Origin of the sequence: Streptomyces sp. NPDC058291 (assembly GCF_042880855.1) — a bacterium.
GTDB lineage: Bacteria > Actinomycetota > Actinomycetes > Streptomycetales > Streptomycetaceae > Streptomyces.
Window position 1 is genome coordinate 89396 of record NZ_JBHVYK010000011.1, and the last position, 19757, is coordinate 109152.

At 73.5% G+C, this 19757-nt stretch carries 17 protein-coding genes; 7 read left to right on the forward strand and 10 right to left on the reverse strand.

Features of this window, described 5'->3' with window-relative positions; all coding sequences use genetic code 11:
- Window positions 1–532: 532 nt before the first annotated feature.
- Window positions 533–1303, reverse strand: a complete 771-nt coding sequence (locus tag ACFVYK_RS08355; protein ID WP_389770136.1) for a hypothetical protein — start codon at window positions 1301–1303, stop codon at window positions 533–535.
- Window positions 1293–1829 carry a SigE family RNA polymerase sigma factor gene (locus ACFVYK_RS08360; protein WP_389770138.1) on the reverse strand — a complete coding sequence of 179 codons (537 nt, stop codon included), beginning with the start codon at window positions 1827–1829 and terminating at the stop codon, window positions 1293–1295. Before ACFVYK_RS08360 ends, ACFVYK_RS08355 begins: the two co-directional genes overlap by 11 nt.
- Before the next feature lie 318 nt (window positions 1830–2147).
- On the opposite strand from ACFVYK_RS08360, the gene ACFVYK_RS08365 reads away from it, so the two are divergent.
- The 3 genes from ACFVYK_RS08365 (at window position 2148) to ACFVYK_RS08375 (ending at window position 5760) form a co-directional block, all read left to right on the forward strand.
- Entirely contained in the window at window positions 2148–3218 is a 1071-nt protein-coding gene (locus ACFVYK_RS08365) for a sigma factor-like helix-turn-helix DNA-binding protein (RefSeq protein WP_389770141.1), read from the forward strand.
- The gene (locus ACFVYK_RS08370) at window positions 3215–5101 is read left to right on the forward strand and encodes a transglycosylase domain-containing protein (RefSeq protein WP_389770144.1); all 1887 of its coding nucleotides are present in this window, start codon (window positions 3215–3217) and stop codon (window positions 5099–5101) included. Before ACFVYK_RS08365 ends, ACFVYK_RS08370 begins: the two co-directional genes overlap by 4 nt.
- A 191-nt stretch (window positions 5102–5292) precedes the next feature.
- Complete coding sequence (locus tag ACFVYK_RS08375; protein WP_389770147.1) at window positions 5293–5760, forward strand: DUF5990 family protein; 468 nt, start codon at window positions 5293–5295, stop codon at window positions 5758–5760.
- Between the two features lie 236 nt (window positions 5761–5996).
- Here ACFVYK_RS08375 and ACFVYK_RS08380 read toward each other — a convergent pair whose 3' ends face one another.
- Complete coding sequence (locus ACFVYK_RS08380; RefSeq protein ID WP_389770149.1) at window positions 5997–6350, reverse strand: antibiotic biosynthesis monooxygenase family protein; 354 nt, start codon at window positions 6348–6350, stop codon at window positions 5997–5999.
- A 110-nt stretch (window positions 6351–6460) separates the two neighbouring features.
- Between ACFVYK_RS08380 and ACFVYK_RS08385 the strand changes: the two genes are divergently transcribed.
- A complete protein-coding gene (locus tag ACFVYK_RS08385; protein ID WP_389770151.1) occupies window positions 6461–6829 on the forward strand; it encodes a hypothetical protein in 369 nt (122 codons plus the stop codon).
- A 51-nt stretch (window positions 6830–6880) separates the two neighbouring features.
- Here the strand turns inward: ACFVYK_RS08385 and ACFVYK_RS08390 are convergent, their stop codons facing one another.
- From ACFVYK_RS08390 to ACFVYK_RS08400, 3 genes are all read right to left on the reverse strand, one after another.
- Complete coding sequence (locus ACFVYK_RS08390; RefSeq protein ID WP_389770153.1) at window positions 6881–8287, reverse strand: phosphatase PAP2 family protein; 1407 nt, start codon at window positions 8285–8287, stop codon at window positions 6881–6883.
- Between the two features lie 351 nt (window positions 8288–8638).
- Window positions 8639–10246, reverse strand: coding sequence for a sensor histidine kinase (locus tag ACFVYK_RS08395; RefSeq protein WP_389770155.1), 1608 nt, complete (start codon window positions 10244–10246; stop codon window positions 8639–8641).
- The gene (locus ACFVYK_RS08400; protein WP_389770158.1) at window positions 10243–10998 is read right to left on the reverse strand and encodes a response regulator transcription factor; all 756 of its coding nucleotides are present in this window, start codon (window positions 10996–10998) and stop codon (window positions 10243–10245) included. The genes ACFVYK_RS08395 and ACFVYK_RS08400 overlap by 4 nt, the downstream gene beginning before the upstream one ends.
- 230 nt (window positions 10999–11228) lie before the next feature.
- Here ACFVYK_RS08400 and ACFVYK_RS08405 point away from each other — a divergent pair, with 230 nt between their 5' ends.
- A complete protein-coding gene (locus ACFVYK_RS08405; protein ID WP_389770161.1) occupies window positions 11229–12581 on the forward strand; it encodes a ferric reductase-like transmembrane domain-containing protein in 1353 nt (450 codons plus the stop codon).
- A 7-nt stretch (window positions 12582–12588) separates the two neighbouring features.
- Window positions 12589–13080 carry an FMN-binding protein gene (locus ACFVYK_RS08410; RefSeq protein WP_389770164.1) on the forward strand — a complete coding sequence of 164 codons (492 nt, stop codon included), beginning with the start codon at window positions 12589–12591 and terminating at the stop codon, window positions 13078–13080.
- A 109-nt stretch (window positions 13081–13189) separates the two neighbouring features.
- Here ACFVYK_RS08410 and ACFVYK_RS08415 read toward each other — a convergent pair whose 3' ends face one another.
- From ACFVYK_RS08415 to ACFVYK_RS08425, 3 genes are all read right to left on the reverse strand, one after another.
- Window positions 13190–14647, reverse strand: a complete 1458-nt coding sequence (locus ACFVYK_RS08415) for a jacalin-like lectin (protein ID WP_389770166.1) — start codon at window positions 14645–14647, stop codon at window positions 13190–13192.
- A gap of 349 nt (window positions 14648–14996) precedes the next feature.
- Window positions 14997–15554, reverse strand: coding sequence for an MSMEG_6728 family protein (locus ACFVYK_RS08420; protein ID WP_389770168.1), 558 nt, complete (start codon window positions 15552–15554; stop codon window positions 14997–14999).
- 169 nt (window positions 15555–15723) lie between these two features.
- Window positions 15724–16200: an SRPBCC family protein gene (locus ACFVYK_RS08425; protein ID WP_389770170.1), complete on the reverse strand. Its 477-nt coding sequence runs from the start codon at window positions 16198–16200 to the stop codon at window positions 15724–15726.
- Between the two features lie 166 nt (window positions 16201–16366).
- Between ACFVYK_RS08425 and ACFVYK_RS08430 the strand changes: the two genes are divergently transcribed.
- Window positions 16367–17614, forward strand: a complete 1248-nt coding sequence (locus ACFVYK_RS08430; protein WP_389770173.1) for a YihY/virulence factor BrkB family protein — start codon at window positions 16367–16369, stop codon at window positions 17612–17614.
- A gap of 1116 nt (window positions 17615–18730) precedes the next feature.
- On the opposite strand, the gene ACFVYK_RS08435 is transcribed toward ACFVYK_RS08430, so the two are convergent.
- Window positions 18731–19594, reverse strand: coding sequence for a polysaccharide deacetylase family protein (locus tag ACFVYK_RS08435; protein WP_389770176.1), 864 nt, complete (start codon window positions 19592–19594; stop codon window positions 18731–18733).
- Between the last annotated feature and the right edge of the window lie 163 nt (window positions 19595–19757).

The window sequence follows — 19757 nt, forward strand, 5'->3', positions numbered from 1 at the left end:
CGTACTGCTGGTCATGCGTACTGCTCGGTGGCCTGTTCCAGCGCCACCCTTTCGGCAGCCAGCCCCGTCGCCCGTCCTGCGTCTGCTCTGGCTTGGAACCCCACTGCCGAACCTCCCGGTGCGCGCGCCCGCAGCCGACGCCTTCACCGAGGTGCTGCTCACTGCCTTCACTGCTGGGTACTGCGGTGATGCGGTACTGCACTTGCGGGTACTGCACTGCGGTACTGCTGACGGCGGCCCCTGATCACTGCGGGCCACCCGGTCCGGTCGTCAGTCTCGTCGCCGCCCTGCTATGACACTGGCTTCGAAACTCCACCACCGCACCGTCCTGCCAACTGCAACTTCGGTACTGCAACTTCGGCACTGCTCCCGGCAGTTCGTGTCTGCCGGCCCGGTGTTTCTCTGGGCTACGAGAGAAACCATAACCGCCGCACCACCCAATGTCTACTCCAGCCGACATAGATTTTTGCGTGTTCGACGGTGAGGTAATCGGCGTCGAACAGCGCGGGGCTCGGACCGGCGAGGCCGTGCTCTAGTCCGTGTGCTCCCCGACCGGCGCCGAGGCGCGGGAGGGGGGTGCGACGCGGGCCTCGCCGGACGGGGACGCTGTGGCACCGGACGCCGGGTCGGCTGCCGAGGGGGTGGCTTCCGGCGCCGCGCCGGCCGTGACCACGATGCTGTCGCCGAGGCGGATCCGGGCGTAGAGCCACCGGGCGTCCTCGGCGCCGAGGGTGATCACGGCGCCTTCGGCGTCGTAATCGCCGGCGGCCTTGACGTCCGGGGCGACGACGCCGACGTAGAGCGGGCCGCCCTCCCCGCCGCGCAGCTCGACCGCGCTCGCGACGTTCACCACGGCGTAGCCCTTGGGGAGCATGTCGACGGTCAGCGCCACCCGGCTCTTCTTCGCGACCACCCTCATCGACGGCGTGCCCGTGGGCCCGGACGAGAGGTCGAACTTCGAGACGATCGGCATCACCCGGCCGCCGAAAGTGAGCTCGCCTCCGGGCAGGTCGAGCGCGCCGGAGACGGGCGCCGGGGTGGCCGTCCTCGGCAGGGCGGAACCCGGCGGCGGCACGGCGGAGGAGCCGGGCCCGGCCGACCGGTCGGGGCCCTCGCCGAGTCGCAGGGTCAGCGCGAAGCCCAGCAGCGCGAGGGCCGCGGTCCCCGCGGCCAGGGTCGCGGCGGCACGGCGGCGGCGTCTGCGGCGCATCGCCCGGGCACGGGTCGCGGGGCCGCCGACGATCGGAGCCGTCGCCCGGTCCGCGGCCAACTCGCGCAGCGCGGCGGACAGTTCATCGGACACGGCGGCTCTCCTTCCGGACCGGCCCGTCGGCCTCGTCGACGCGCTCGTCGGCCTCGTCCCCCGCGAGACGCCTCGCCAGCTCCGCCCGCCCCCGGGCCAGCCTCGCCTTGACCGTCCCCACCGGCGCGCCGGTCTCGGAGGCTACCTGCTCCACGCTGAGGTCGCACAAATGGTGCAGGACGATCGCCATTCGCTGAGCCTGGGGCAGTTCGCGCAAGGCGGCCACGAGTGCGGTGTGCTCCGGTCCCGGTCCCGGAGTGGAGTCGGGCGGCGGAGTGCGCCGTACGAGTTCCAGCCAGCGCCTCGCGCGCCGCCAGCGGCTCACCGCCAACCGCATGGCCACCGTGCGGATCCACGCCTCGGGAGCGCTGTCCGACAGGAAGTGCTGCCTCCGGTCCCAGGCCCGTACGAACGCTTCCTGGACGACGTCCTGGGCCTCGCCGTGGTCTCCGGTGAAGGCGTAGAGCTGTCCGGTCAGCCGGGGGAACGCGGTCGCGTAGAAAGCGTCGAACTCGTCCTCGGTCATGCCTCCACCGGAATCTCTGCCCTTTCCGTGCAACCTGACCACCTCCGCCGTGCGTACAGGTCGCGTAGTGCGCGTAGGCCGCATCCAGCGAGGCGCGACCCCACCGGGAAGACGGCGCAGACGGGTTCCCGGCTCCTTCTTCCTCAACGGTGTCTGCTCGCCGCCTGCTCAACCTACGTGCACGACCCCACGGTTGCCCGACCAGGCCGGACGCCCTCCATGCGTCCGGCCACGACCGAGTTCCCGAGCCGAAGGACCGCCCACGTGCCACCGACCCCCGACGCAGTTCCCGCGCTTCCCGCTTCCTCCGTTCTCCCCGTGCTCCCCGCACTCCCCGCACTCCCCGTGCTCCCGGCGGGCCACGACTTCGCCGCCTACGCCCGGACGCACTGGTCCGAGCTGGTCGTGACCGCCCGGCTGCTCACCGACGATCCCGGGGCCGCGGAGGAACTGGCCCGGAGAACGCTGACGCGGATCTGCGCGCGGTGGCGACGCGTTCCGCGCAACGACGTGGACTTCCATGTGCGGCGCTGTCTGGTGCGCGACCATCTGCGCCGGCCGCGCGGACGGAGGGCCGCGCGCCGACGGGCCGTCGTGGTGCTGCGGGTCTGGGCGGGGCTGGCGGACGCGGAGATCGCCCAGCTGCTGGGCTGCTCGGTGGGGGCGGTGCGCGCCCACGCCCGGCACGGTCTGAAGGAGGCCGGCGCCGAACCGGGGGAACTGCGCGAGGCGTTCGGCCGTGCCGCCCGGGACGTCGTCCCGTCCGAGGCGCCGCTGGCCGACCTCCGGGCAGGGGGCCGGATCCGGCGGCGGCGCCGCCTTGCCGTGACCTCGGTCGCCTGCGCGGCGCTGCTGGCGCCCGTCGCCCTCGTCGCCGTCGGCCGTCTCGGAGGCGACGGTGGGCGGGACGGGGCGTCCGGAGTCCGGGCCGGGGACGGCAGCCGGCAGGCCATGAGCCCGGTCCGGGTCGTGGCGCCGGGCGAGCGGGTGACCGCCGGTCCGGGGGTGCGGATGTGGCTGACGTCCGACGGCGGGCACTGGTCGGCCTCCCTCCCCGGTGACGACGGCGACCGCCCGGTCGGCGAGCCGGGCGTGTCCCTCCGGGTGGACAGCGTGAACGGCGGGTTCTTCCTGTCGGGCCTCTTCCACGGTCTGCGCGGCGACCCGGGCCGCGTCGAGGTGAGAACCGGCGACGGCGGCAGGACCACGGCGAAGGTCCTCGTCCTGGCGGGCAGTCCGGGGTGGGGCATCTGGTACGCGAGCACGCCGCTGCCCGGCAAGGACGTGAAGGCGCTGCTCTCGGCGGGCGGGGACGACCGGATCGTCACGGTGTACGACGCCTCGGGCAGGGTCGCCGCACGGTCGGACCGCGAGTGGTGGCGGATATGAACGTGATCGGGGACTTGGACGGGGACACGGACAGGGACGGGACGGGCCCGCTGCCTCGACCGGTGCGCACGGCGTGGCGGCCGAGGAAGAGGAAGGCGCCGTCGGAGCGCCGGCGCCGGGGGCGCACGCCGCTGCGGATCCGGCTCCGGCGCAACCGGGGCCGGCGGCTTCGCCGGCTGTTCTACGCCTTCCTCGTGCTGCTCGCGACGGTGTGCGCGGCGGCCGTCGTGGCCTACCGCCTGACGTCCATTCCGAAGCCGCACCCCGAAACCGTCAGCCAGAGCACCGTGTTCCTCGACGCGGACGGCGCCTATCTGGGCCGGCGCGGACCGGTCGACCGGCAGGAGGTCCCGTTGTCCGCGGTGCCCCGGCATGTCCAGGACGCGGTGATCGCCGCGGAGAACCGCTCCTTCCGCACGGACAGCGGGGTCTCGCCGCGGGCCATCACCCGGGCCGTGCTGGCGACGCTGACGGGCGGCGACCCGCAGGGCGGCTCCACCATCACCCAGCAGTACGTGAAGAACGCGCTGCTGAGCCCGGAACACTCGTTGACCCGCAAGGCGCGCGAGGCGCTCATCGCGATCAAGCTGGACCGCACCCGCACCAAGGACGAGATCCTCGAGGGCTATCTCGACACCGTGTACTTCGGGCGGGGCGCCGCCGGGATCCAGTCCGCCGCGCGCAACTACTTCGGCGTGGACGCGAAGGCGCTGACGGTCGCCCAGGGCGCCGCGCTGGCGGCCATCCTCAACATCCCCTCGTACTACGAGCGGGCGGGCTCCGATCCGAAGGTGACCGCGAAGCTGGAGAACCGCTGGGAGTGGGTGCTCGACGCGATGGCCGCGAGCGGCAGCATCACGGCGAAGCAGCGGGCCGCGGTGCGCTTCCCCGCGTTCCGGTTCTATCCGCCGGGCGAGACGGAGGGCCAGCGGCAGTACCTGATCGACGTCGCCGCGAAGGAGGCCGCCGACCGGCTCGGCATCACCGAGGACCGGCTCGCGAGCGGCGGCTACAGCGTGACGACCACCTTCGACCTGGCGCTGCAGGACAGGGCCACCCAGCTGGTGCAGGAGCATCCGGGGGGCAAGAGCGTGCGGGTGCACACGGCCGTCGTCGGCATGGTGCCCGGCGACGGAGCGGTGCGGCTGCTGTACGGGGGTTCGGACTACGCGCGGCAGTCGTTCAACGACGCGGTGAGCGGGGCGGTGGAGGCGGGGACGGCCCTGGAACCGTTCAGCGAGGCGGGTGACGCGGGCGAACCCCTGGGCAAGCTGCTGAGGACGGCGGCGCCGACCCCGCTGAACCTGGCGTCGGCGTATGCGACGGTGGCGGCGGACGGCAGATACGCCACCCCGTACACCGTCGCCCGCATCACGCAGGAGGGCCGCACCGTCTACCGGGCACGCCCTGACGTGCGGCGGGTCCTGGACGAGGAGGAGGCGCTGACGGCGGGCGGTCGGTCGGGGGCCGGACCGGCGCCTGCCGTGGCCGACGACGCCGCGGACCCGGCGGGGGTGCGGGCTTTCGCCGTCGCGGGGGCGGGTGGGGGGATCGCCCGGCGGACCGTGTGGGCCACCGGATACGACGGCCGACTCGTCCTGACGGTGGCGCTGTTCGCCGACCGGGCGGGCAGCCGGAAGGGCACGGTGGCGCCCGCGCGGCTGCCGAACGAGCCGTCCCCGACGGGGTTCGCGAGGAGGGTGGCGGGGAAGATCTGGGAGGCCGCCACGCAGGACGGGTCGACGAGTCCCCCGCAGGGCGGGTCGAAAGGCCCCACGCCGGGCGGGGCGAAGGGACCTGCGCAGGGCGGGGCGAAGGGACCTGCGCAGGGCGGGGCGAAAGAGATCCTCGGAGAGAGCCGCGGAAGGCGGCACGGAACCTGACGCGGTGAAGCCGCGGGGCGAGTGACGGCAGGCGGTGTTCGGCGCGTGGTCGTCGTCCGGGGCGGCCGGGGCGGCCGGAGCTGCCGGAGCTGCCGGCGGGGCTCGGCGGGCCGTGCCGCCCGGCGCCGGACTTCTCCGCGCGGACGACGACGGGATGACGGAACGGGACGACGGAAGGGGATGATGGCCGTATGCGCATCCGCATCGACGCCGTCGACCTGCCCGGACCCGCCCGCCCCGGCTCCGCCGACGGCCGGGAGCCCGCCTACACCGGCATCCACGTCGGCGTGCAACGCCGTGACCGTCCGGCCGAGGTCCTGGAACCGCAGCCCGGTGACGCGCCGTCCGCGACATGGACCCTCGAGTGCACGGCGCGCGTCTCGCCGACCGGCGCGGAGGTCGAAGGGCCCTATGTGCAGCACCGTCTGGGCCGGCGGTTCATCTACCTGTCCTGGGGCACGGTCGACGGGTCGGGCGTCTTCACCATGTTCCGCCGCGCCAAGCTCATGCTCGACGCCGTCCCGGCCGACGTGGTGGCCGCGGCCGCTCGCGCGGGCCTGCTGGTCGGGCGTCTGGGTCTGACCGACGCGCAGGGCGGCCCCCTGTGCGCACGGGTCGAGCCCCCGCACATCACCTGGACCGCCGAACGCGCCGATTAGGGCCGCCCGGCGGGCGGTTCCGGGTCCCGGGCGGTTCCGGGTCCCGGGCGGTTCCGGGTCCCGGGCGGTTCCGGGTCCCGGGCGGTTCCGGGCCCCGGGCGGTTCCGGGCCCCGGGCGGTTTCGCGGGTCGTCCGCCCGTGCCTCGGCCTCCTCCATGGTCGTCGCCGCGGCCCTCTCCTGGTAGCCGTCCACGCGTCCCCCGCGCCACAACAGCGGTGGCGGCAGGCACGGGCGCTCAGGCGCGCTTGAACCCGTGGCTGCGCTCCACCTTCGCGACATGGAGGGTGTAGCTCTCGTACCACTCGGCTCGCCCGCGGCTTTGCGCCGCGCGGTGCTCGGTGTTGCTCCGCCACTGTGTGAGGGCGTCGGCGTCGCGGAAGTACCCGACCGTGATGGAGAGCCCGCCGGGAGTCTGCGCGGTGTCCATCCCCAGGTACCCGGGGACGTCCTTCACCAGTTCCTCCATGCGTGCGGCGGTCTCGCCGTAGCCGCTCCGTTCCTCGGCGTGGACCGACGTGAAGACGGCGACGTAGTAGGGGGGTTCGAAGGCTTCGACGGGTGTGACGGACGCTCCGGAGTGATCGCTCATGTGGCCACTCTGGGGCAGGTCGGGGCCCGGGATCCAGTGCTGTCCGGGGAACCGGGGCCGGCGCGTATGCGGAGCCGTCTGCTCCGGCGGGACAGGGGCACGAGGTGCTCATGACACTTGCGCGCTCTTTACCGGACGACCCCACCGGGTGGTGGATCTTCCTCGGGACCTTCGTCGTCTACGCCCTCGCCCGCTGGTTCCTCGCCTGGCGGCAGGCCCGGCGCGAGGGCGACGAGCACCCCGTGCGGGCCGCGTTCGCCGAGGAGGACGATCCCGGCACGACGGCGGCGGGCGGATTCCGCTCCTACCGCCAGTTCTTCGGCGTCGTGGGCAGCGCCGTCCTGGTGCTGCTGGTCGCCGGACTGACGACGGGCCCGCTGCGCCTCGCCCTGCTGTGGACCATCGTCCCGCTGCTGGTCGCCGCGCTGGCGTACCTCGACTTCCGGCAGGCCCGAAAGGAGCGCGCGCGCGTTCGGTGACGGGCCGGCGGCCTCAGGCCGAGGCGTGCTCGGGCGTGAGTGCGGCGGGGGTCAGACCGGTTCGGGAAGCGGTTCCGGCTGCCGGGCCGGTGCGGTGCTCGGCTCCCAGTCCGCCGTGGTCCGCAGGTAGGCGTAGACGACGGAGGCCATCGCCAGGACGAGGAGGGGGCCGGAGAACCACGGGTGCCGGGCCAGCTCCAGGGGCAGGAAGCGGTACGACAGCAGGAGCGCGCCGAAGACCGTGGCGCCGTGGGCGACGAGCCGGACGCCCGAGCGGTCCCAGCCGCGGTCGTAGGCGCGTAGCGCGCCCTCGATCGTCAGGGTGAAGACGACGCCGGCTATCAGGTCCGCTCCGTAGTGGTAGCCGAATCCCAGCGTCGCGGCGAGGGTCGCGACCAGCCAGAACGCGCCCGCGAACCGCAGGACCCTCGGGCCCTTGCGGGAGTGGATGAAGATCGCGACGGCCCACGCCGTGTGCAGGCTTGGCATGCAGTTGCGCGGGGTGATCCCGTCGAACGGCATGGGGTGCGGGACGCCGACGGGCGACGGCGTGTTCGGCCACAGATCGCCCACCGCCCACTGCAGGCTGTGGTGCGACTCCGCCCACAGGCTGACGTCCGCCCAGTGCTCCGAGCCGGTGCCGTAGGCGAAGACCGGCCCCACCACCGGGAAGAGCATGTAGAAGACCGGCCCGACGACACCGATGGCCAGGAAGGTGCGCACCAGGTGATGCGTCGGGAAGCGGCGCTCGGCCGCCACGTTGCGCAGTTGGTACAGCGCGACGACGACGGCGGCGACCGGGAGCTGGCCGTAGACGAAGTCGAGGACGTTGAAGCCGATCGGGCCGGTGGCCGTGACGATCCGGCCGACCAGCCAGGACGGGTTGCCCAGGGCGTGGTCGGCGGTCGCGACGTACTGGTCGAGCACCATGGGCCGGGTCTTGGAGGTGATGAGCAGCCAGGTGTCCCCGGTCTTGCGGCCGGCCATCAGCAGCAGGGCCAGTCCGACGCCCTTCAGCAGCAGGACGCGCTCGCTGCCGGTGCGGCGCGTGACGGCGACGACCGCGCAGCCGAGCGTGACCAGCAGGGCTCCGTTGCCGAAGGGGTGGCCTTCGGTCACCTTGATGTCCGCCGCCCACCGGACGACGAGGAAAGCAAGGTCGACGCCGATCGCCGCGCCGAGCGCGATGAACCGCTGCCGCCAGTCCATCACCACCAGCAGCAACGCCATGCTGGCGTACAGCAGGCCGCCCGACTTGGGCGGGAAGATCACCTCTCGCGCCTGCGCGGTCAGCGGGCCCGGCAGGCCCAGGTGGCGGGCGACGAGCTCCAGCGCGACGAGGAATCCGAGGACCACCACGCCCGCCGCGACCGTGAGCAGGACTCGTGGCCGACGCCGCTCGGGGAACGCACTGCTGCTTTTCGTTCGCGAGGACGTCCGCGGCGGCATCGATATCAATTCTCTGACCAGTTTGTGAGTTTTGACGGAATGGTGCGCTTGTCTCGCTGAAGGGCGGTATTTCCCGGTGAAGTCGGCAAGGGATGTTCGTCGCGAGATCGAACATGCTATCGGAGCGGTGCACGGCTTTCGCCGAAATCCACAGCATAGAAGAAACCCCCTGGTCAATGGCCTGGGGGTGAGGGTCCTCCAGGTCAATGACCTGGGGGTGAGGGTGCGGGTGAGGGCGTCAGGCGGACGGGGTGACGACCACCTCGGCCGCGTCGTTCCCGCTCTTCCCGCCGGCCTGGCCCGTCGTGTCGGCCACGATCCGGTCGACGGGCAGCCGGACTCGCGAGGGCGCGGCGCCGATCACTCGCCGCCGGCCGGGAGACGGACGGTGAACGTGGTCGAACCGGGGGCGCTGACGAGGCCGACGCTGCCGCCGTGGGCCTCCGCCACCGCCGCGACGATCGACAGCCCGAGACCGGTGCCGGTGCCGCCGCCCATGTCCTCCGTGCGGCGGCGGTCCGCACGCGTGAAGCGTTCGAAGACCTGGGACCGGATGTCCGCGGCGACGCCCGGTCCGTCGTCGTGCACCTCCAGCACCACGGTCCCGCCCGCCGAGCTGCCCGCCGCGCCGTTCCCGGCTTCGTCCGGCGTGGGGGCGCTGCCCGCCGCGTCGGTCCTCAGCGAGACGGTCACCCTGCTGCCCACGGGGGTGTGCGAACGCGCGTTGGCCAGCAGGTTGGCCAGCACCTGATGGAGCCGGTGGGCGTCGCCCGTCACCGTCACCGGCTCCTCGGACAGCTCCAGCGCCCAGCGGTGTCCGGGGCCGGCGGCCTGCGCGTCCGTCACCGCGTCCAGGACCAGACGCGTCAGGTCGACGGGACGGCGCTCCAGGGGGCGGCCGGCGTCGAGGCGGGCGAGCAGCAGCAGATCGTCGACCACCTCGCCCATGCGGGCCGCCTCGGCCCCGATGCGCTCCAGGGCCCGCAGCACCTTCGGCGGCACCGGGTCGGGGTGCAGCAGCGCCAGTTCCGCGTGACCGCGGATCGACGCGACGGGCGTGCGCAGTTCGTGACTGGCGTCGGCGGCGAAGCTGCGCAGCCGTTCCTCGCTGGCGTGCCGTTTGGTCAGGGCGTCCTCGACATGGCCGAGCATCGCGTCGAACGCAGCCGCGACGCGTCCCACCTCGCTGCGCGGGTCGCTCGCCGGCACGCGGGGCGGAAGCGCCACCTCGCCGCTGGAGAGCGGGAGTTCGCTGACCCGGGTGGCGGTCGCGGCCACCCTGCTGAGCGGTCGCAGCGACCAGCGCACCCACAGCGCCCCGGCGACCCCGGCGACGGCGAGCACCGCGCCGAACACCACCGCGGCGACCCCCTCCAGCCGGTGGACGGCGGCCTCCACGGACTCCGTGGGCAGGCCGGTGACCAGCACGTCGCCGTCCCTGCCCGGGATCGCCATCATGCGGTAGCCGCCCAGTGAGGAGAGCTCGGTCGTCCGGCCCTCGCCGTCGGTCGGCAGCGCGGCGAGGCTCCTCGCGTCCCGTGCGCTCAGCGAGACGGTCACCGTGCCCGCGCCCGGGCCGGACGACACCACCGCGGCGTCGGTGACGGCGCCGCCGACCAGCCGCGCGCCGAAGGTCCCGGCCGCCTGGCGGCGGGTGTCGCCGTCCGCGTCGCCGTCCTCGTCGCCGACGGGGGTCCGCCCGGTCGCGTCCTTTCGCGACCGGGCGGTGTCGGAAGGCAGCGGCCCGCCGTGCTCCAGGCTGGCCGGGAATTGCACGCCCGCGGCGCGCAGCTGCTGGTCGAGACGGCCGGTGAGGAAGCCGTTCAGCTCCACCACCGCCGCCACCCCGACGGCCGCGCAGCCGGCCGCGAGCAGCACGACGAGACCGGCGGTGAGCCGTGCGCGCAGCGTGTGCGGCAGGGGCACGCGCGACAGCCACCGCCGCGCCCCCCGCACGAGCGCCCTCATCGGGCGGCCGTCGCCGGCTTGAGCACGTATCCGGCGCCCCGCACCGTATGGATCATGGGCGCGCGTCCCGCGTCCACCTTCTTGCGCAGGTAGGAGATGTACAGCTCGACCACATGGGCCTGTCCGCCGAAGTCGTAGGACCACACCCGGTCCAGGATCTGCGCCTTGCTGAGCACCCGCCGCGGGTTGCGCATGAGCAGGCGCAGCAGTTCGAACTCCGTCGGGGACAGCTCGACGAGTTCACCGCCGCGGGCGACCTCGCGGGCCTCCTCGTCCATGGTCAGGTCGCCGACGGTGAGCCGCGGGCCGTCCGCCGGCTGCCGGGCCATGCCCGCGCGGCGCAGCAGTCCGCGCAGCCGGGCAACGACCTCCTCCAGGCTGAACGGTTTCGTCACGTAGTCGTCGCCGCCCGCCGTGATGCCCGCGATGCGGTCCTCGACCGCGTCCCGTGCGGTCAGGAACAGCACGCACACGTCGGGCCGCACGGCGTGCAGCGAGCGCAGCACGGCGAAGCCGTCGGTGTCCGGGAGCATGACGTCGAGGACGACGGCGTCGGGCTGCAGCTCACGCGCCTCGGCGAGGGCCGAGACGCCGTCGCCCGCCGTGCGCACCTCCCAGCCCTCGTAGCGCAGGGCCCCGGAGAGGACCTCGGCGAGGTCGGGGTCGTCGTCGACGACGAGGACGCGGATCGGCGCGCCGTCGGTCCGGGTCAGGGCGGGGCGGCCGGGGCCGCGCGGACGGGAAGTGTTCATCTCGGCTACCAGGATGCGGTCTCGCCGGCCCCGCGGACGCCTCCCGCACCTCTGAGTTCTCTGTGAGTGCGCTCTGCCGCCGGTCGGCTCCGACCGGCCGCGCACCCCTTCCCACCTGCGGCGCGGCCGTCCCGGCCCGGTGCGCGCTGAGAGCGGGCTCAGAGGTTGCGTCGGCACAGTGGCGTCCGGGACGGCCGAGCGGACGTACCGGCAGCCGAAGGGACACGCAGATGACGACGGTGTACGAGCGACGAAGGGTCGCGCCCGCGCCTCCCGCGCCCGGGCGCTCCCCCGCCGGGCCGGTGCTCGCCAGCCTGTGGGCCGGGGCCGCCGCCGTCGTCGCCCTGTGGTGGCACGACACGGGGTCGGTCGTGGGCACGGCGGGCGCGCTGACCGGCGCCGGGCGGATCGCGGGGCTGCTGTGCGGGTACGCGTGCGCGGTCCTCGTCGCCCTGATGGCACGCGTCCCGCTCCTGGAGCAGCGGATCGGGTCGGACCGGGTGGCGCGCTGGCACGCGAGCGCGGGCCGCTACACGGTCTGTCTCCTGGTGGCGCACATCCTGCTGATCCTGTCCGGGTACGCCGCCCAGGACCGCTCCTCGGTCGTGCGCGAGGCGGTCACGGTGGTCCTGGACTACCCGGAGATGCTCAAGGCCACCGCCGGCACGGTCGTGCTGTTCGCGGTCGGGCTGGTCTCGGCCCGCGCCGTGCGCCGTCGGGTCGGCCACGAGTTCTGGTACTACGTGCACCTGCTCACCTACGCCGCGGTCTTCCTCGCCTTCGGCCACCAGCTCGCCCTCGGGTCCGACTTCGTCGGCAGCGGCCCCGCGCAGGCCGCCTGGTACGCCCTGTACCTGGGCGCCGCGGCGCTGGTGGTGTGGTTCCGCGTCCTGGCTCCGGTGCGGCTCAACCTGCGCCACCGGCTGCGGGTGGAGTCCGTGCACCGGGAGGCGCGGGGCGTGTACTCCGTCGTGATCCGTGGCCGCCGACTGGACGAGTCGGGCGCGCGGCCGGGCCAGTTCCTGCGCTGGCGGTTCCTCACCGAGGGCCTGCGCTGGACGTCCACCCCGTACTCGCTGTCCGCGCCGCCGCGTGCCGACCTGCTGCGCATCACCGTCAAGGCGCTCGGCGACCACAGTGCCGCCGTCGCCCTGCTGCGGCCCGGCACCCGGGTGTGGGCGGAAGGCCCCTACGGGGCGCTGACGGCCGACCGGCGCACCGCGCACAAGTCCCTGCTGATCGCGGGCGGCGTCGGCGTCACCCCGCTGCGCGCCCTGTTCGAGACGCTGCCCGGCGACGTCACCCTCCTCTACCGCGCGCGGACCGCGGAGGATCTCGCCCTGGGCGGGGAGCTGGAGGCGATCGCCCGGTGGCGCGGGGCGCGGGTGCTCTACGCGCTCAACGGTCCGCACGGCCGGCGGCCGGACCTCACGGCGGCCGCCCTGCGCGCGACCGTGCCCGACCTGGACGCCCACGACGTGTTCCTGTGCGGCCCGCACGGGTTCGCACGGGACGTGTACGAGGCGCTGCGCGCCGCCGGGGTCGCGGACCGCCGCATCCACCACGAGTCCTTCGAGCTGTGAGGTCGTCTTGCACACGTTGAGGAAGAACCGTCCGCTGCGCCGCGTCGTGCTGGCGAGCGCCGCCACCGTCTCCGGGATGGTGCTGCTGCTGTCGCTGAAGCCGCACACCACGCCCGCCGTCGCGGGGCTGACGGCGTCCGCCGCGCCCTCGGGCGGTTCGAGCGCGTCGAGCGGAACGACCGGGTCGGCGGGAACCGGCGGGTCCGGCCGGTCGGCCGCGGGGACCCGGACCCTCACCGGGGACTCGGTGCAGACCCGGTACGGTCCAGTCCAGGTCCGCGTCACCCTGACGGACGGGAAGATCACGGACGTCACGGCGGTCGAGTACCCCCAGGAGAACCCGCGGGACCAGCAGATCAACGCCTACGCCGTCCCGCAGCTGACCCGAGAGGCCCTGACCGCCCAGAGCGCCGACATCGACACCGTCTCGGGCGCCACCTACACCAGCGACGGCTACCGCTCGTCGCTCCAGTCGGCGCTGGACTCCGCGAGCGGCTGACGGCCGCGGCGGCCGGGGCGGCGGGAGCGGGCTCGCTCCCCCAGGCCCCGGACGCCGGGTCGCCGGGTCGCCGGGTCGCCCGGCGCCGGGTCCGTCAGCGCCGGGTCCGTCAGCGCCGGGTGTAGACGAAGCCGATCTTGTCGACCTCCTCGCCGCCCCGGCCGTGGAATCCGGCGAGCTGCCATCCCGCCGGCGCGGTGCGCGTCACGCAGTCGGACGTGGCCGTCCCGCCCGCCAGGCTCCGCCCCAGGCTGGTGGTGAACCTGGCGTAGAAGATCCTGGTGCGGCCGTCCTTCGAGCCCTGGCAGAGCTGAGCGGCCGTCACGTACTCGTCGGCGCCGAGGACCAGCGAGGACGCTGTGCCGCCCGAGCCGCCGTGGGCGAGCGTGACGCCGTTGGCCAGGGTGAGGCTCATCCCGTCGACGCGGGAGCCGGAACGCAGGCCGACGACCGTGGCGCGAGCCGCGGCCGGGACGCTGTCGACGTCGGTGTAGTAATCGCCGTGCGGGCCGCCGAACTGGTCGCTGAGCTGGAGGGCGGGGTTGCGGGACCAGGTGAAGCCGACAGCGACCGGGTCGTGGTCGGAGAGCATCAGGCCGGTGTCGGTGAGGAACCCGGCGTGCTCGTTGGCGTAGGCGGTGGCGTGGAGTGAGAGGAGGGTGCTGCCGCGGTAGAGGACCTTGTCGACCACTTCGCAGGTGTCGGGGACGGTGGGTCCGCTCTGGTCGCAGAGGAGGGGGTCGCTCCCCTTGGCGGGCGGGGTGCCGCCGCGGACGAGCTGGACCCAGGCGTCGGTGAGGCCGTTGGCCGCGGCGAACTCGGCGATGGTGTCGCCGGTGCGGGTGTAGCGGGTGTTGGTGTCTCCCATGACGACGACGGCGTTGCCGGCGGAGTGGGTCTTGATGAAGGCGGTGAGCTGGTTGAGGTTGTCGGCGCGGGAGGCGAGGTCGCCGGGGTTGGTGCCGGCGTTGGTGTGCAGGTTGTAGAAGTCGACGTAGACGCCTTCGGCGAGGCGCTGGCGCGCGAACGTGAAGCCCTTGGGGGTGAGGCAGTCGCCGGAGTCGGTCTGGCAGGAGTTCCAGTGGACGCGTTCGAAGTCGTCGGTGTCGTAGGGGAGTTTGGAGAGGGTGTTGAGTCCGCTGCCGATGCCCGCGCCGCCGCTGGTGGGGGTGCGGTAGGGGTGTGCGGTGTCGCCGGCGTAGAGGTAGGAGTGGTAGTTGAAGTCCTCTTCGACGTGCACGATGTCGTAGGGGGCGATCCGCCGGCCGATGGCCGTGGTGCTGGTGTCGCGCGGCGTGGACGCGCTGGAGATGATCGCCGGCAGGCCCGCCACGTTGTAGGTGAGGGTGCTGAAGGTCCCGGCGGCCGGGTCCGCCGCGGCGGTGGTGGCCGTTGAGCCGGCGGTGGCCGTTGAGGCGGTGCTCGTGGGGATTGCCGTGCTCGTGGTGGCGGCGGTGCTCGTGGTCGAGGCGGTGCTCGTGGTGGTGGTCGCCGCGCCCGCGGTGGGCGCGGCCGCGGCGAGCCCGCCGAGGGTGGCCGCCGCCAGGCAGGCGAGGAGTCTGCGCATGCGGGAGTGTCTCCTGGGGAGTGGGGGTGAAAGCGGTTGCTAGGGAAGCGGCTCCGAAGTTACCGCCGGTTACCCCACTTGTCGTGCTCCCGGCAAAATTTTCGCCCACTCTTGTCCGGCCCGTCGACGCGGCGCCCGCGCTCGTTCCCTCACGACACACGGAGACGGCGAGGACGACGAGGCCACGAGGCGGCGAGGCGGCGAGGCCACGAGGCGGCGAGGCCACGAGGCCACGAGGCGGCGAGGCGGCGAGGCGGCGAGGCGGCGAGGCCACGAGGCGGCGAGGCCACGAGGCGGCGAGGCGGCGAGGTGGCGAGGCGGCGACAGAGGCCTGTCGCGGGGCGATGCGCTAACCGGCGCGGCGGCCGGATCCGTCGGCGGGGGAGGCGGCGTCGCTCTCCCGGTCGGAGGCCGGCCAGACATAGGGCAGATCGTCCGGCACCTCGGGGAAGAGCGGTGCGTAGACGGCCGGGTCCTTGCGCACCAGCGCCGAGCGGTGGCTGCGGTGGAAGGCCTCCTCGCCGAGCCATGGCGGGAGCTCCCCGGCCGCCGCCAGTCCGGCCTGGTCGCGTGCCGCCGTCGTCGGCACGGCGGTCGACGCGGTCGACGCGGGCGACCCGGGCGGCGCGTCGGCGCGGTGGGCCGTGAAGTCCGCGACCAGCGTCGCCGCGCAGGTGTCCCGGTGCCCCAGGTCGCACCAGGCCCGGCAGACCTCCAGCCCGTACCGCACCAGCGCCTCGTCATACCCCGCCCACATGCGCACGGCCGGGTGCCGGCGCCAGCCGTAGCCCGGCCGGACGAGGCCGCGAAGGACCTGCAGCGCCTCGACCCGCTGCTTGCCGAGCCGACGGCGGTCGAGGACGAGCGCCGAGGCCCTGAAATCGGGATAGGGCAAGAAGGTCTGCATGCCGCCGCCCCTTTCAGAGCCCCTGGCGTCCTCGCCCGCAGCTCGTGGCGTCGTCTGCGCTGATCGGTTCGCCCTTGCGGATCGGGGCGCCCTTGCGGATCGGGGCGCCCTTGCGGATCGGTTCGCCCTTGCGGATCGGGTCGTCTTCGCGGATCGGGTCGTCTTCGGGTCAGAGGGTCGAGCCGGGGTCACCGGGGCGGATGCGCCCGCGCCAGGCGCCGGTCTCGCCGGCCCGGCCCTCGATGTAGTCCTTGAAGCGGTGCAGGTCTCCCTTCACCCGGCGGTCGATCATGCCGAGCATGTCCGCGCCCTTCTCCGCCATGCCGGAGGGCTCGACGTCCATCACGAGCTCCACCCGGGTGTGGGTGTCGTCCAGTCGCTCGAACCTGACCGACCCGCGCTGCTGGGTCTCGCCGCCGACGACCCGCCAGGTGATGCGGTCGTCCGGGAGCTGGTCGACGATCTCGGTGTCGAACTCGCGTCGCACTCCGCCGATCTTGGTGGTCCAGTGGTTGTGCCGCGCGTCGAGCTGGCGCACCTCCTCGACGCCCTCCATGAAGTTCGGGAACTCCTCGAACTGCGTCCACTGGTTGTATGCCGTGTGGACGGGCACCTCGACGTCCACCGCGTCCTTCACCGTGCTCATGGGCACCTCCTGACAGCCGGTCCTGCTTACGGTCGTCGTGCACGTCGCCGGGTACCCGCGCGGCGGCGAGTGAAGACACACCGGGACGGGCGGCCCCGAATCGAAGAAAAGTCCTATATGTCGGCTTTTCACGTATGGATGGCATTCAGTCGGATACCCGGACGGCATGACACGGACAGTGAGGCGGCGCGGGTGGCACGGACGGCACGACGAGGGCGTCGCCGCCGCGCGCGAGGACGAGACGATGGACCAGCAGCCGGTGCGGGGTCCGGCGTCCGCGGGGCCCGCGGACGAGGACCGGCGGGGCGGTGAACCCGAGGACCAGGACCCGCGGGGCGGTGAACCCGCGGACCAGGACCCGCGGGGCGGTGACGGCCTGGCCGACGGCGAGGCCCGGGGCGGCGAACGCGGCCGAGGCGAGCGGGACGCGGCGACCGCCGGGCCGGACGAGCAGGTCGAGCGGCGGGCTCCGGACAGCCCGACGGAGCTGCCCCGGCGCTCGTGGTCGGCCGTGCTGAAGGGAACGCTGAAGGAGTTCAAGAAGGACGAGCTGAGCGACAGGGCGGCCGCCCTGACCTACTACTCGATCCTGGCGCTGTTCCCCGCGCTGCTGGCGCTGGTGTCCCTGTTGGGCATCGCCGGGCGGTCGGCCACGCAGACGGTCCTGGACAACATCCAGAAGCTGGCCCCGGGCCCGGCTCAGGACGTCCTGCGCAGCGCGGTGCAGCAGATGCAGGGCAAGGGCGGCGTCGGCTCGGTCATGGCGATCGTGGGCCTGGTGCTGGCGGTGTGGTCGGCGTCCGGCTACGTCGCCGCCTTCATCCGCAGCGCCAACGCGGTCTATGACGTCCCCGAGGGCCGTCCGGTGTGGAAGGTGCTGCCGGTGCGGGTCGGCGTGACGGTGGCGCTGATGGTGATGGCCGTGATCAGCGCGCTCATCGTCGTGTTCACCGGCGGACTGGCACGGCAGGCGGGGACGGCGCTGGGGGTCGGCGACGCGGGTCTGACTGCCTGGTCGATCGCCAAGTGGCCGGTGCTGGTGGTCCTGGTCACCGCCATGATCGCGCTGCTGTACTGGGCGACCCCGAACGCCAAGGTCCGCGGCTTCCGGTGGATCACGCCGGGCAGCTTCCTCGCCCTGGTGATCTGGATGATCGCCTCGGCCGGGTTCGCGCTGTACGTGGCGAACTTCGCGTCGTACAACAAGACGTACGGAACCCTCGCCGGCGTGATCGTCTTCCTGGTGTGGCTGTGGATCACGAACCTGGCGATCCTGCTGGGCCTGGAGTTCGACGCGGAGATGGTGCGCCAGCGCGCCGTCGCCGGCGGCCACCCGGCCCACGAGGAGCCCTACGTCCAGCCGCGCGACACCCGCGCGTGGGACGAGGAGGACCGCCGCCGCCTGGAGTCCTGACCCCGGCCCCGTACCCGCCCCTCGTGAGGGGCCGTGAGGGGCAGGGGATGACGCCTTCGGGTGACGGGTGACCCCTTCCGGTGACGGGTGACACCTGACACCTTCCGGTGCCGGCGCTCCGGCGGGTGATAGGGCCGGCCCGTCGGGGGTACTGGGGTGTCCGACCGGTATGGACGCCGCACGGGCGCCCGCGCGACCGCGCGCCCGGAGGAAAGGGACCTTGTGAGCGCTCATCCCTCTCTCGCCCTCGCGGCGGCGGCCGTCGTCGCCTTCGTGCTGCTGTTGCGCTGGGGAGCGACCTCTCGCCCCCGGCAGGGCCGGCGCCGCTTCCCGGTCCCGGGAACAGGCCGGCCCGAGCGCCGCCCCGGCTCCCGGCCCGCCCCCATCGTGCCCGGGGCGGTCGCCGCCGCACCCGGGCCCGCGCCCGTGGTGGCCGCCCCCGTCGCCACGGGGGCCGAGCCTGTTCGGGGCCACGGCCGACGGCGTCCCGTCGCCCTGGACCCGGGCGTCCTGGACCCGGGCGCCCGCAGGGCGTCGTCCGAGCCGAGCGGCATCTCAGCCTTCACTGGGAGCGCCTTCGGCTCCTTTATCCGCAGGTCTGCGACGCGGCCCGGCGGGACGCCGACCGGTGCTGAACGGTGCGGGCCTTACGGGTCTTAGGGGTCTGAGGGGCCTCAGGGGTCTCAGGGGCCTCAGGGTCTTACGGGGTCTGCTTGATCCCGAATCCCGTCGACGACGGCGCGGTCCAGGGCTGCCCTGGTGAAGACGACCGTGCCGGGCTTGATCAGGCCGACCTCTCCCCGGCGCCACGGACCTGGACCGTGCGCGCCAGGGCGGCGGCGAGGTGTCCGGCGGGGGCGGTGGGGTTGGGGCCGACGACGCCACCCGGGGGGTGGTGGTGACGAGAACACAGGGCGGAGCACAGCCGCGCCGGTGGGTAGTTCTCGCCGAGCAGGTCGCCGATGGTGGTGAAGGCCTCCTGGTCCGGGGTGTTGCCGTGGCCCGCCGTCTCGTCGTGGATCTTGGCCGGCAGGGCGTCGGGGTCGGTGGTCAGTTCGGCCGGGTAGTCGTACGACGGGGCGTTGAGGTACGCCTCGGGCGTGTCGGCCCGCTGGTCTACAGGTAGTCCTCCAGGCGGGCGACCGTGTAGCCCTGTTCCTGGATGTGGCGCAGCAGGTTGGCCGTCATCTCCGTCATCGTCGTGCCCTTGAGCTCGGACGGTCCGCGGAAGTGGGCCAGGATGATGTCGCCCGGGTGCAGCTTCTTGTCGCCGCGCTGGTACTGCATGTTGGTGATCTGCATGGACTCGCGCCACAGGACGATGCTCTGCACGCCGCAGGACGCGGCGGCCGCCCGCGTGTCCTCGTTGTAGTTGCCGTAGGGCGGGCGGAACAGCCGCGGCGTGGAGCCGTAGTGCTCCTTGAGCTTGTGCTGCTGGCCGCAGATCTCCTGCTTCTGGGCGGACGCGCTCAGGGTGCGGAGGTTCGGATGCGTCAGCGTGTGGTTCTGCACGCCCGCGCCGAGGCGCTGGAGCGGCTTGAAGTAGCCGTAGTCGGCGCTGATCGCGGCGTCCGTCAGGAACATGGTGAAGGGGATCTTCAGCTCGCGCATCATCGTCACGAACCGCGGGTCCTTCTCGGCGCCGTCGTCGAACGTGAGGAAGACGATCTTCCGCTCGGTGGGTATCTCGCTGATCACCGGCACCCCGCCGCCGGCCGTGCGCCCCGCCGGCTTGGTCGCGGGCGGGGCCGGCGGCGCGGCCAGCGGCTTGAGCCCCCACTTGCGGTACGCCGCCCGGACGGCCTCCCGTGCCGCTGCCGCGCCCGCCTCGCCCCGCGCCGCCCGGGTGGCGGACGCGGAGCGGTCCGGGGTGGCGGAGGCGGAGTCCGCCGCCGAGGAGGAGGGAGCCGTGCAGCCCGTGGCCAGTCCCGTCGCGAGAAGCAGACAGGCCAGTGCCGCCGTCTTGATCCGCCTGTCCACCGCGTGCCACCCCGAGTCGTCCGTACGCCGTCTGTTCGACTTGCTTGACGCCGAACTGGTGTCCGAGGTTCCACCCTCTGGCCTGCGGGTCCGCCCCTGGGACCGCCGCCGTCCGGTGATGTGTCCTTCGTCTCGAAGCCGGACGGCGCGGCGCTCGCCGACG